The following is a 12,898-nucleotide window of genomic DNA, read 5'->3' as shown; positions in this document are numbered from 1 at the left end:
AAACAAATTTGGCGTGTATTGGCATAAAATGAAGTGGGAGTCCACTCTCTAATGCCGAACGGAATCAAACGAGCTTTCACACTCATCGAACTGTTGGTGGTCATTGCCATCATCGCCATTCTCGCTGGAATTCTGTTTCCAGTGTTTGCCCAAGCGCGAGATTCAGCGAAAGACACGCAGAATCTAATGAATTGCAAGCAGATCGGTCTCGGTTCAATGTCCTATTGCGCCGATAACGACGACTACTTTATGTTGGCCGCCTATTGGGCACCAGGAACAGCAGGAAGCAACGCCGGATTGCCTTGGACCTGGCAACAGTACATCCAGCCGTATGTCAAGAACTTTGACATCATGATGGATGTGAAAATGCCAGCGCCAAGCTCGAAACCGAAGAACCTGCGCGAATTTCAGATTTCACAACACTACGGCGTGCCGGTTCGCGCTGCTGCCGTTTACATGGGCTCCAATACCGTTCCAACTCCTTACTTCATCACGGGCCCGAGTTGGGATGGCATTGTGGGGTTTGCTGACCCTCAAGTTCAATTCGACGGCATTTTTGGAATCGGGATTTCGGGTGCACCTGGTGGCTATCTCGGCCTGAGATACACGAACGCAGACGGCGAAAATGCAACTCCGAGCCTGTCGGCGGGCGGAATAGAAAACGTGTCGGATCAGGTTTTGGCAGCTCCATCGGCGAACTACGACATGTGGTTCGGGAACGCGCGAGTGCTCGGCAACCGTGCCACCTACTGCAATGCGGGTTATGGTGGCTGTACAGATGCCAACAACTGCGCCATCGCTTGGCCGAACTCCAGAAATATTACTGGCCCTCACGCTCGAAAGCGTCCGGATGCTGCGGGTGGTAACGGCAGCTACATGGGTGCAAGTTGCTACTATCCAAATGGAATGGCGACCTTCGTTGCTGCTGACGGCTCTGCGAAGTCTATGAACCTAAGGCGGGTGTATGAAATGCGGACGCCGACCGGTTCAACGAACAGGGTTTTCTACCGATTCTGGCCACAAGGAGGCCTCTAAACCATCATGAAGAAACTTCTCATTCTATGCATCATCGCGGGGATTTGGTGTGCGGGGTGTCAAAGTGGCCCTGGCGCAGATTCCAGCAACTTCGACAATAGCAAGCCAGTACCTGCCGAAGACGGCGGCGGCTCAGCCACAGCCCAACCGGCCGATAATGGCACCGTGTCTCCTTTTGGCGACAAAAAGTAACCTGTTTTGAGTTCATTGCGCCTGGCTTCTCTGTGGGAGGCCAGGCGCATTTCTTTGACGCAAACAATTCCCGCGTCTACTGTCAGCGGCCATCCGTCCCGAAGACTATGGAGTGCCAGTAATTTTTCTGGCAGTTGGCTAACGGATGGCAGAACTTGATGGAAACCTGTGGGAGCTGAATTTTGCGAAGCTCGTCGTGCTCGATGTTTCTAGTGATTACGAGTTGATGCGAGATCCGATGCCGGCCGTTTGCTATCCTGTCCTTGCGGAGAAGTGGGTGATGCGGAGCCAGCTTCCGACAATACTGCCGAACAAGGTATTTGCGCCAGGTTATCTTTACGATTGGCATGAGTCCTGCGGCCCAGATCACAGTGCGTGGTATGTTGGAGTGGTGCGCAGCGAGTTGGCAGACGCCTTGATCAACCAATACGAATCCTGATCGGGAACAATCTAGTCTGCCAAATGGTCTTGGCCTAACAAGACTGAAAGAATCGACACGATGACGCGAAAAGAATTTGATGCCCAAGTAGAAGAAGTCCGACATCTCTTGCGAGAGATGGGCGATACCGTGTGCAAGATGACTTTGGACGCGGTCGAAGGTGCCGTAGGCGATGATCCTGAACTTCTAGACCAAGTCGCAGCCCAAGACCTTGAGGTTGACGCCCTGGAGAGCCGCATCATGGAGCAGGTTTTTCGGCTCATTGTGCTCCAAGCTCCGGTTGCCAGCGATGCGCGATTGCTGACGTCGACGATTTCAATCGTCGGTGAACTAGAACAGGCTGGTGACGACGCCGTCAAGCTGGCCCGCAGGGCGAAGAAGATTGGAGGCAATTTTAGGGATGATTTGCGTGCTCCTCTCGGCGCGCTCGCTGAGAGCGTCGTGCAGATGATCAGCGATGCGGTCGAGTTGTATGAGGATTACAATGAAGAGCGTGCGATTGCGATTGTCCAAGCTGACGAGATGATCGACTCCGCCTACAAAAAGGCTCGGAAGCGGATTATGGAATTAGCGAACGAGGATTCCGCAATGCGCGAAATGTTCCGGACGATCGAAATTTTCCACGCGCTTGAACACGTTGCTGACCACGCGGTTGAGATCGCAAAGCGGCTTCAGGTTTTTCACCGGTAAGTTCTTGAAGAGAGGCAGGGTTTTTCTGCCGCACCTCCCCGAGGCCACGCCCTCGCTGAACTCGCTTCGCGACCCGAGCTCCGCCTCGGTGCGGCAGACATGTTCTGAAGAACGTGAAGGTGAAACTCCCGTATTGTCGGCAAGAAAGAAGAGGGAGAAAAGTGAGCTGGCTGGGACTCGAACCCAGGACCCACGCCTTAAAAGGGCGTTGCTCTACCGACTGAGCTACCAACTCGGACTGGAGAAGGATACCCGCTAAGGTACGATTTATTCATGACCGACCAACCTTTGACCTACGCGGGATCAGGCGTGGACATCGATACAGCCCAGCATACGTTGCACAATCTGGGCGATGCGATTCGTGCCACGCACGACAATCGCGTATTGGGTGGAGTCGGAGGATTTGGCGCACTGTTTTCCGCCCAGTTTGGAGAAATGGCCCGACCGGTATTGGTTAGCAGCATCGATGGCGTGGGAACAAAGACCAAAGTTGCGGCAATGGCGGGCGACTATTCTGGCATTGGCCAAGACATTGTCAATCACTGCGTCAACGATATTCTCTGCCAGGGTGCGCGCGGACTGTTTTTCCTCGATTACTTTGGGTGCAGCAAACTCTCTTCAGAAGCGTTTGATGCGGTTGTGCGCGGGGCTGCCGCTGCTTGTGAGGCACAAGGAATTGCGCTCATCGGAGGCGAAACCGCAGAGATGCCAGACGTCTATGTGGACGACGAAGTAGATGTGGTTGGGTGCATCGTAGGGGTCGTGGACGAAGACCAAAAGCTCCCGCGCGGGACGGTGATGCCGGGCGATTGCGTGATTGGTTTGGCTTCCTCTGGGCTACACACCAATGGCTATTCTTTGGCTCGCCGAGCGCTTTTTGACCGGCAAGGGATGAGCGTTCGCGACATCCTGTCCGATGGTCAGACTATGGCTCAGGCACTCCTGGCACCGCATAAATGTTACGCGAATGTGGTTTTGCCACTGTTGGACAAGCATGCGGGAATCAAGAGCCTTGCGCACATTACGGGCGGCGGGCTGTACGACAATATTCCGCGGGTGACGCCCTCAGATATTCAGGTTGTACTGGATCGCCGAAGTTGGGAAACTCCTGAGATCTTTAAGCTGATCCAGAGCGCCGGTGAGGTTTCAGATTTCGAAATGCACCGCGCTTTCAATATGGGGATCGGTCTAGTGATGATCGTAGATAAAGACATTGCGGACGAGGTCGTGAGTGATCTAGTCGCTGCAGGTGAACACGCTGCTATCATCGGGGCCGCACAACGCGGCTCGCACGATGTTCAAATCGTGTGAATACCGGTTAAAATAGCCGTATGAGTACCATGACGTCGGCTCAACCGTATGATCGCGTTTTTAACTTCTCGGCTGGGCCGTGTACCTTGCCGGTCGAAGTGTTGGAAGAAGCGCGCGATGGCTTGATGAACTGGAACGGAACCGGCGCGAGCATGATGGAACTCAGCCACCGCTCCAAGCCGTTTGAGCAGATGCTCGAACAAACCATCGCCGATCTTCGCGAGTTGATGGGAATCCCATCGAACTATAAGGTTTTGTTCTTGGGTGGCGGCGCCAGCTTGCAATTCTCGATGCTTGCCATGAACCTCCGGCCTCAAGGTTCGGCGGACTACGTGGTCACTGGAACATGGGGAAGCAAGGCAGTCGAGGCGGCCAGACTCTATGGTGGTCAAGTAGAAGTGCTCTACGACGCTAAGGCATCGAACTATAACCATGCGCCAGTTTTGGCAGACCTTGCACCGACTGCTGGAGCGAAATATCTCCACTACACCAGCAATGAAACCGTTCATGGCGTCGACTTTTTCGAAGAGCCATCGCGAACAGACGTGAACTACGTTTGCGATATGAGCTCCAACATTCTCAGTCGCCCGGTAGATGTTTCCAAATACGCGATGATCTATGCTGGCGCGCAAAAGAACATGGGCCCAGCCGGCGTGACTGTGGTGATCATTCGCGACGATCTGCTTGAATCTGTCCCTGCCGGACTTCCCCCGATGTTGGACTATAAGCTTCAGGCTCAAAACAATAGTCTTTACAACACCCCTCCTTGCTGGAGCATCTACATGTGCGGATTGGTGTACAAGCATTATCTGAAGATGGGTGGACTGGCTGGTGCCGAGAAGCGGAACGACGCCAAGGCCAATTTGATTTATGATGCGATTGACTCGACTGGCTTCTACAAGGGTCATGCTGAGGTCAAGAATCGTTCGAAAATGAACATCACCTTCACTCTTCCGAGCGACGAACTCACCAAAGAATTTTTGAAGGGTGCGATTGAGGCCAAGATGCTCGAATTGAATGGTCACCGCTCAGTTGGCGGCTGTCGCGCCAGCATTTATAATGCGTTTCCAATCGAAGGTTGCCAAGTTTTGTCGGATTACATGCGCGAATTTGCCGCAAAGAACGGCTAATTGATCGACGTCGTTGATGTCGCGCTAGATAGCCGGGTCGCAGGGCATGTCTCGCTGCTCACCTATCTGAACCCGGATCGAGCTGTTGCAGGGCAGTGTGTTTTGGCACCCCTGGGCGCACGCACTGTCCTAGGGCTCGTCGTGGCGAATCGGAAGGTAAAGCCCGAAGACCTGCCAGTGTCCGAGTCCCGAATGAAGGCCATTGCTTCGATTGTTCGGGGGGTAGATATCCCGCCGGCACATATCGAGCTCGCGAAGTTTTTGGCGAACGAATTTCTGGTTTCTCCTTCTGCGGCGATTTCTTTGTGTTTGCCGCCCGGCCTTAAGGATCGGTTGGTTTCGACTTGGTTGCTGACCGGACCCGTCGCGCCAGGAACCAAACTCACTCCGGTCCAGGATGAAGTTGTGCGCGTTCTCAGTGAGTTGCCAGACGGATTGGCAGCCACAAAATCGAGGCCGATCACTGCGGCTTTGATGCGTGCTCTTCGAAGTCTGAAGCGACTTGGAATCGCTGATGAGCAACTGACTATCGCGGCTAGAATCGAAAAATCGAGCCTTCCCGATCGGCTCAGATTGAACTCCGATGCGGCGCGGATCGAACAGTTTTTGGTCACTGAGGGGCGGAAGAAACCAGCTCAAGCATTAACCTTGCTTCGACTTCAAGGATCCGATGGCGCAGAATTCAGCCCGAGTGAAATTAAAGCGCTCAGCGGCGTCACCGACCAGACCATCCGTGCTTTGTTGAATGCAAATCTGATCGAGAAAGTGGAAGGTGAAGCCGGACCTTCGGCACCGGCACATCGACTCAACGCAGAACAAGAAGCAGCTTTTGCAGCAATTCGATCGGCGGTCTTGGACGGAAAGAGTAAGGGCTTTCTGCTTTGGGGCGTCACTGGCTCTGGGAAAACGGAGGTCTATCTGCGATCTGCAGCGGAGGCACTCAAGCAAGGCCGCCAAGTCCTGTATCTTGTTCCAGAAATCGCGTTGACCGCTCAGGTTATTGGTCAGTTACGGAGTCGGTTCGGGACGAGTGTGGCTGTGGTCCACTCGAACCAAACGGCGAGCGAACGGCTGGATACATGGGTGAATATCCGGGATGGCAAATCGCCGATCGTGCTGGGGGCGAGGTCTGCGATTTTCGCACCGCTCGAAAGGCTAGGGCTGATCATCGTCGACGAAGAGCACGAACAGACCTTTAAACAAGAATCGTATCCGCGGTACCAGGCAAAAACGTTGGCAAAGGAGCTCGCTCGACTTCATCATTGTCCGCTGGTTTTGGGCTCCGCAACGCCGAGCATCGAGACTTTTTGGCAGGCTCAGACCGGCGAGTTGGAGCTACTCAAGCTTGAGAAGCGCACTGCATCGGCAACGCTGCCAAGCGTCGAGATCCTCGATTTGACTCAGCAATATCAACAAACTCAGGGCAAGCCGTCGGTGATCAGCCTGCCGCTCAAAGAAGCGATCATACAAACGCTATCCAGAAACGAACAGGTCATTCTGCTTCTCAATCGGAGAGCATACGCCCCGTTCCTGAGTTGCCGGGATTGCGGACATGTGATGACTTGCCCCAGTTGCGCGGTAACACTTTCTTTTCATAAGAAGGCCGCAATGTTGGTCTGCCATTATTGCGACCACCGCCAACCGGCCCCAGACGCGTGCCCGAGTTGTGAAAGCACTCGGATTTCCCCGACTGGTGCCGGGACAGAGAAGGTCGAGGAGGTGGTGCGGGCCGAATTTCCAGAAGCACGGGTGGCGCGGCTCGATCGCGACGTCGCTAAGAAGAAAGGTGTCCTGGAAGAGACCATTGCACAGATGCGGGCGGGCGAACTTGATATCCTAGTTGGGACCCAAATGGTGGCAAAGGGATTGGACTTCCCAAATGTGACCCTAGTTGGGGTGATTGTCGCGGATACCGCACTGCACCTACCGGACTTTAGGGCGAGTGAACGCGCGTTTCAACTTTTGAGCCAAGTTGCGGGACGGGCTGGGAGAGGTTCGAAGCCGGGCCGGGTGTTCATACAGACATTTTCGCCCGAGCATCCGGCGGTGCTCATGGCTCAGAGCCACGACTATTTGCCGCTATACAATGCGGTACTCGAAGAAAGGGAGGAAGTGGGTTATCCGCCCTTCAATCGGTTGGTCAATATCGTTTTTTCGGGCGAGAACACCTCAAAAGTTCGCGCGGCCAGCGCGAAGGTTGGCGAGGCCTTGCAAACACAATGTCCTCAAATGCAGATTCTGGGCCCGGTGGACTGCAGCATCGAGCGCCTCAATAACCAATGGCGACGACATATCTTGGTGAAGGCGATGCTCGGTGAATCACTGGGATCGGTCGGAAAAGTGATCGAGGAGAGTGAGTTCGAAGGCGTGTCGATTGCAGTCGATGTCGACCCCTACACCATGATGTAATTTCTTGATCTCGCCATTGTGTTCAAGCGGCTACCAATGAATTTTGCGTAGATAGAAGCATGAACCCAGAAAATCGGTCGGTCGCTCGCGAGATACTGGCCCGAATCAAGGCCGGAATCCCTGAATCGGATCCAAAACTCACAGTGCTGATTGCTGAACTAGAATCAGCGATCGACCAAAGCGAAAAGGACCAACAGGAAGCCGCTTTGCAATTGGAGCAGTTTGCTGAGGCTTATGAAAAGCTGACTGCGCCAGCAAATCGGATCGGAGTCTTGCTCGAAGTCAAGGATGGCGGACAAGCCCTAATCGCGCTTGGAGATTCGGAATTCATGGCGATGCTGGATCCAAAATTCGATCGCCTGGAAGACCTGAAGCGTGGGTGCCGCATTCTCGTAAACGATGCCTACGCGGTGGTGGGTTGCTTACCGCCTCATCCTGGCGGCGGTTTTGCGAGAGTCGCGGAAGTCGTCGACAGCCAAACCTTGAAAGTTGCCGGAACAGGGCCAGATGCAGTGTCCCGAATTGTATGGATTTCGGAATCGGTGGATGCTTCCTCAATAAAGAAGGGCGATGACGTCCGCATCGAGCCAACTGGAAGGTTTGTCGTCGAGCATCTGGTGAACAAAGCGCAGAGCGATCTTTTCGTCGAGGAGATCACACCGATCGGCTGGGACCAGATTGGCGGGCAGGAAGAGGCGATCAAGCTCATTCGAGACACTATTGAAAAGCCGCTACTGCACCCCGAAATTTTCGAGCGGTTCGATAAGAAGCCGGTCAAAGGGATTTTGCTTTATGGCCCTCCGGGGTGTGGCAAGACATTGATCGGGAAGGCCACCGCGAGCAACCTCGCACGCGAATATAGCGAGAAGAAGGGCGTGGAGGTGAAGGAGTGCTTCATGAGCATCAGCGGCCCCAAGATTCTGAACATGTGGCTGGGTGAATCTGAGCGGATGGTGCGCGAGATTTTTGACGTTGCTCGGAGACGATCTGCTGAGGGGCAGTTGGTGGTGATCTTCATTGACGAAGCTGAATCCATCCTCAGGACTCGCTCCAGTGGCCGCTATTTGAATATCAGCAATACGGTAGTTCCGCAATTCTGCGCAGAGATGGATGGGGTGATCGGACTTGAGAATGTGGTCGTGATTTTGACCAGCAATCGTCCGGACTATATTGATCCCGCGATATTGCGTCCTGAGCGGATCGACCGCAAAGTGAAAATCACTCGCCCAGACCTGAATTCAGCGCGCGACATTTTGGGCATCTATCTCAATGACCGTCTTCCGATTGACCCGGACTATGTCGCTGAGAACGATGGAGAACCGAGTTGCGCCCGCAAGGCTCTGATTGAATTCGCTCTCGAACAGTTGTGGAAAAAGGATAAGTCCACTGAGTTTCTGGAGGTGATGCTTCGAAACGGCTCAGCTCAGACACTCTATTACAAGGACCTAGTCACTGGGGCTTTGATCAAGTCTGTGGTGGACCGTGCCAAGGAGCATGCCATCGAAAGGGCAATCGCTGATCCGGATGTATTGGCGGGATTGCGGCCAGAGGATTTGTCTGTGGCGATCGCGTCCGAGTTTTCTGAGGGCGAAATCTTCCCGAAATCGGACGTTGTTGAAGACTGGCTAAAGTTGATTGATTTCGAAATCGAGCACGTTGTGGGAGTCCGATCGGTGGTCCAGGCAAAAAAAACAGGTTGGCTCGAAAAAAATATCTTGTAGGAATGGGTGTAGGGATTTGGCGTTATCTTGGACGCCAAAGATTCGAGACGAACAAAATCCTGGATTTGGAGCACCTTTTTTGAAAAAAGTCTTCATTTGCCCTTGACAAGTGTCCACCCCTTGGCCTACAATTTCCCTTGCGCCCAGCCGAGTAGGTCGGGAGCAAGAACTTTGAAAGCTCGATATAGGATAGTGCGATTTTGTGAGTTCCAGCACTTTGATGAATACATAAGTCAAAGTAGCCAACAAGCGCTTCTCTTGTAGAAGCGGTGTTGGCAGTCAATAAAAAAACAAAACCATGAAATTAAACCCGTCCTCACGACGGGAATAAAATCAAAAAAACTTTCTTCGGAGAGTTTGATCATGGCTCAGGACGAACGCTGGCGGCGTGCCTAAAACATGCAAGTCGAACGAGGTCTTCGGACCTAGTGGCGAACGGCGGAGTAATACATATGTAACGTGCCTCGAAGATTGGGATAGTCCCGGGAAACTGGGTTTAATACCAAATGTGGTCGGGAGGTGGCATCATCACCCGATTAAATGGTTTTTCGCTTCGAGAGCGGCTTATGGGCTATCAGCTAGTTGGTGAGGTAATGGCTCACCAAGGCGACGACGGCTAGGGGGTCTGAGAGGATGATCCCCCCGAGAGGGACTGAGACACGGCCCTCACACCTACGGGTGGCAGCAGTTGGGAATCGTTGTCAATGGGGGAAACCCTGAACACGCGACGCCGCGTGGTGGATGAAGGCCTTAGGGTTGTAAACACCTTTTGCACGGAAAGACTTAGGACGGTACCGTGCGAATAAGCTCCGGCTAACTACGTGCCAGCAGCCGCGGTAAGACGTAGGGAGCAAGCGTTGTCCGGATTTACTGGGCGTAAAGCGCACGTAGGCGGCCTGTTAAGTGAGTAGTGAAATCTCCAGCGCTCAACGCGGAAATAGCTTCTCATACTGGCAGGCTTGAGGGATGCAGAGGTAAGTGGAATTCCCGGTGTAACGGTGACATGTGTTGATATCGGGAGGAACACCCATGGCGAAGGCAGCTTACTGGGCATTTCCTGACGCTGAGGTGCGAAAGCGTGGGTAGCAAACAGAATTAGATACTCTGGTAGTCCACGCCCTAAACGATGGATACTAGGCGTAAGAGGTATCGACCCCTCTTGTGCCGCAGCTAACGCATTAAGTATCCCGCCTGGGGAGTACGGCCGCAAGGTTGAAACTCAAATGAATTGACGGGGACCCGCACAAGCGGTGGAGCATGTGGATTAATTCGATACTAACCGAAGAACCTTACCTAGGCTTGACATCGAGGGAAAGCTCTTGAAAGAGAGCCCCTCTCCCACAAGGAGAGCCCGAAGACACTTGTTGCATGGCTGTCGTCAGCTCGTGCCGTGAGGTGTTTGGTTAAGTCCAGCAACGAGCGCAACCCACGTCGTGTGTTACCAGCGAGTAATGTCGGGGACTCACACGAGACCGCCGGTGTAAACCGGAGGAAGGTGTGGATGACGTCAAGTCAGCATGGCAGTTACGCCTAGGGCTTCACACATGCTACAATGGGCGCAACAAAGGGCAGCAATACCGCGAGGTGGAGCAAATCCCAAAAATACGCCCCCAGTTCAGATTGCAGTCTGCAACTCGACTGCATGAAGGCGGAATCGCTAGTAAACGCAGATCAGCTATGCTGCGTTGAATACGTTCCCGGGTCTTGTACACACCGCCCGTCAAGTCACCTGAATTGTCTTCACCCGAAGTCCGTGGCCTAACCGTAAGGAGGGAGCGGCCGAAGGTGAGGGGGGTAAGGGGGACTAAGTCGTAACAAGGTACCCGTACCGGAAGGTGTGGGTGGATCACCTCCTTTAAGGATAAGAACTCAGGCCTGCACTGCAGAATCCTGACATATCCAGGTCGGTCTCACAAAACGTACTATCTCGAGCTTTCAGAGTCTCTTACTGATTTTCAGTAAGAGACTTTTTCTTTTATTTTCCTCCCGCTTTTGCAACACGCAAGGACAAGAAGGCGTAACAACTATTTGCATACGCAAATAAGTGAGTCACTTTATGAGCAACCCTTTAACTGTTCAACAAGCCGCAGATTCCCGGCGATCTATTCGAAAGTACACCGATGAAGCCATCCCAAGAGAAACTCTCAATGAAATCTTGAGAATCGCGGGTACTGCCCCTTCTCCCTGGAACGTTCAACCTTGGCGCGTAGTCGTGGTGGAATCCAAAGATGTTAAGCAAGACTTGATGGCTGCTGCCTATGGTCAGCCGCAAGTTGGCGCGGCTGCGGCAGTGCTCGTGGTCTACAGCGATATGGAGGATGCCGTATCCAATGCGATCGAGTTTGTGCATCCAGGATATGGCGAACGGCGCGAAGCTGAGGCTGAGAACATGGTCAAGACGTTCCGAAACATGCCAGACATGCACCAGTGGGGCCACAGCATCGCCTACATCTATGTTGGGTACCTCGTGCTTGCCGCCAAGTCTCTTGGCTACGATTCGTCCGCAATGCTGGGCTTCGATCCGGCAAAGGTCAAGGAGATGTTCGGTTTGCCTGCTACCGCCACCATCCCCGCCCTAATCGCTTTGGGCAAGGGCGCAGAAGAAGGCTTCCCGCACCATCGCCACAACGTCGATCGCATCGCTCAGTTTAAGTAAACTGAGCTTCATGAATTGCACGCCCGTGGGGCCAGCTGGTGTATTGCGCTTCGAGCCAAAGGCTTTCGGAGACTCGCGCGGTTGGTTCCACGAAGCGTGGCGGTCTAGCGATTACTCAGCCCACGGATTACCAAAGGATCTGGTCCAGCTCAACGTGAGCCGATCCGCCAAAGGAGTCGTCCGTGGCCTACACTTCCAAGAACCCAAGCCGCAAGGCAAACTCGTGATGTGCCTTGAAGGGCAAGTCGTCGATTACGCCGTTGATATCCGTCCAGGTTCAGCAACGTACGGTCAGTGGTGGTGCGCAGAACTCACAGACGAGAACCATCATCAGCTATGGGTGCCGCCGGGATTTGCTCACGGATTCGAGGTTCTCAGCGATTCTTGTCTATTCGCCTATCTGATGAGCGAAGTCTATCTCCCAGAGTTTGACCGGGCAATTCGTTATGACGATCCTACAATCGGGATCCAATGGAAAACGAGTTCCCCACTCTTGAGCGCAAAAGACCATGCTGCGCCCTTGCTCAGCGAGATTGAGCGGTATTGATCGGCAACTTTATGCCGTCGTAGCATAGCCGGATGTGAGGTGGGAGTTCGGTCGCCTCAGTGATGTCATGATCGTAGTCGTGGCTCAGGTGCGTAAAGTAGGCCATGCGAGGAGAGAGCCGCCCCACTTCTTCTATGGCTGCTTCGAAGTGAAAGTGATTTGGATGAGGCGTCCGTCGCACAGCATCAATCACGAGAACATCAAGATTTTGGAGCTTGGCTCTGGCATCCTCCGGGATGAAGTTGACATCGGTCAGATAGGCAAAATCCCCGATCCTTATCCCGACGACTGGAGTTGGGCCGTGCATCACGATCATCGTCTCAACTGTGAGTCCAACAACATCCAGGACAGGCGGAACATCTCGTAGATCGAACCGAGGCACATGAACTCCAGGCGGAAATTGGCCGAAGGCATATGAAAACACTCTCCGCAGCACTTCTTGATCATGCGGTTGAGCATAGATCGCCATCTGCTTGTTCATCCGCTGTTCGAAGCAGCGCAGGTCGTCCATTCCCATGATATGGTCGGCGTGTGTGTGTGTGATCAGGACCGAATCGACTTCAGTGATTCGTTCTCGCAAAAGCTGCAAGCGAAGCTCGGGCCCAGCATCAACGAGGAAGTTGCCGGCCGGTCCCTGGACGAGTAACGATGGCCGAGTTCTCCAGTTCTTGGGGTTGTCTAGGAACGCATCAGGGTAATCAAATCCAAGGCTGGGGCAGCCGTTGCTGGTCCCTGAACCGAGGATGATTGCTGTTCCGATCTGCAAAG

At 53.6% G+C, this 12,898-nt stretch carries 11 protein-coding genes, 1 tRNA gene and 1 rRNA gene; 11 read left to right on the top strand and 2 right to left on the bottom strand.

Annotated features, from left to right (window positions below; translation table 11 throughout):
- Positions 1-51: 51 nt before the first annotated feature.
- From J0L72_05395 to J0L72_05380, 4 genes are all read left to right on the top strand, one after another.
- Positions 52-1,035 carry a prepilin-type N-terminal cleavage/methylation domain-containing protein gene (locus tag J0L72_05395; GenBank protein MBN8690211.1) on the top strand — a complete coding sequence of 328 codons (984 nt, stop codon included), beginning with the start codon at positions 52-54 and terminating at the stop codon, positions 1,033-1,035.
- Between the two features lie 6 nt (positions 1,036-1,041).
- Positions 1,042-1,227 (top strand): hypothetical protein, encoded by a 186-nt coding sequence (locus J0L72_05390; protein MBN8690210.1) that lies wholly within the window; start codon positions 1,042-1,044, stop codon positions 1,225-1,227.
- Between the two features lie 145 nt (positions 1,228-1,372).
- Positions 1,373-1,666 carry a hypothetical protein gene (locus J0L72_05385; GenBank protein MBN8690209.1) on the top strand — a complete coding sequence of 98 codons (294 nt, stop codon included), beginning with the start codon at positions 1,373-1,375 and terminating at the stop codon, positions 1,664-1,666.
- A gap of 60 nt (positions 1,667-1,726) precedes the next feature.
- Positions 1,727-2,356 carry a hypothetical protein gene (locus tag J0L72_05380; GenBank protein MBN8690208.1) on the top strand — a complete coding sequence of 210 codons (630 nt, stop codon included), beginning with the start codon at positions 1,727-1,729 and terminating at the stop codon, positions 2,354-2,356.
- 162 nt (positions 2,357-2,518) lie between these two features.
- Here the strand turns inward: J0L72_05380 and J0L72_05375 are convergent.
- Positions 2,519-2,591, bottom strand: a tRNA-Lys gene (locus J0L72_05375).
- 38 nt (positions 2,592-2,629) lie between these two features.
- On the opposite strand from J0L72_05375, the gene J0L72_05370 reads away from it, so the two are divergent.
- The 7 genes from J0L72_05370 to rfbC all read left to right on the top strand — a co-directional run bounded on the left by J0L72_05370 (position 2,630) and on the right by rfbC (position 12,130).
- Positions 2,630-3,667 carry a phosphoribosylformylglycinamidine cyclo-ligase gene (locus J0L72_05370; GenBank protein ID MBN8690207.1) on the top strand — a complete coding sequence of 346 codons (1,038 nt, stop codon included), beginning with the start codon at positions 2,630-2,632 and terminating at the stop codon, positions 3,665-3,667.
- Between the two features lie 29 nt (positions 3,668-3,696).
- Entirely contained in the window at positions 3,697-4,797 is a 1,101-nt protein-coding gene (gene serC, locus J0L72_05365; protein ID MBN8690206.1) for a 3-phosphoserine/phosphohydroxythreonine transaminase, read from the top strand.
- A complete protein-coding gene (gene priA, locus J0L72_05360) occupies positions 4,798-7,206 on the top strand; it encodes a primosomal protein N' (protein MBN8690205.1) in 2,409 nt (802 codons plus the stop codon).
- A gap of 59 nt (positions 7,207-7,265) precedes the next feature.
- Positions 7,266-8,927, top strand: coding sequence for an AAA family ATPase (locus J0L72_05355; protein MBN8690204.1), 1,662 nt, complete (start codon positions 7,266-7,268; stop codon positions 8,925-8,927).
- A 345-nt stretch (positions 8,928-9,272) separates the two neighbouring features.
- Positions 9,273-10,784, top strand: a 16S ribosomal RNA gene (locus J0L72_05350).
- A 199-nt stretch (positions 10,785-10,983) separates the two neighbouring features.
- Entirely contained in the window at positions 10,984-11,583 is a 600-nt protein-coding gene (locus tag J0L72_05345; GenBank protein MBN8690203.1) for a nitroreductase family protein, read from the top strand.
- Positions 11,584-11,593: 10 nt separating this feature from the next.
- On the top strand, positions 11,594-12,130 hold the full coding sequence (gene rfbC / locus J0L72_05340) for a dTDP-4-dehydrorhamnose 3,5-epimerase (GenBank protein MBN8690202.1): 537 nt from the start codon (positions 11,594-11,596) through the stop codon (positions 12,128-12,130).
- Here the strand turns inward: rfbC and J0L72_05335 are convergent.
- Positions 12,108-12,896, bottom strand: coding sequence for an MBL fold metallo-hydrolase (locus tag J0L72_05335; protein MBN8690201.1), 789 nt, complete (start codon positions 12,894-12,896; stop codon positions 12,108-12,110). The two genes, rfbC and J0L72_05335, sit on opposite strands and share 23 nt — an antisense overlap.
- Between the last annotated feature and the right edge of the window lie 2 nt (positions 12,897-12,898).

The organism is Armatimonadota bacterium, from assembly GCA_017303935.1.
In the GTDB taxonomy this organism is placed as follows: Bacteria; Armatimonadota; Fimbriimonadia; order Fimbriimonadales; family Fimbriimonadaceae; genus JAFLBD01.
Note: the sequence above shows the minus strand (reverse complement) of the source record. Positions and strands in the feature narration are given on the sequence as shown.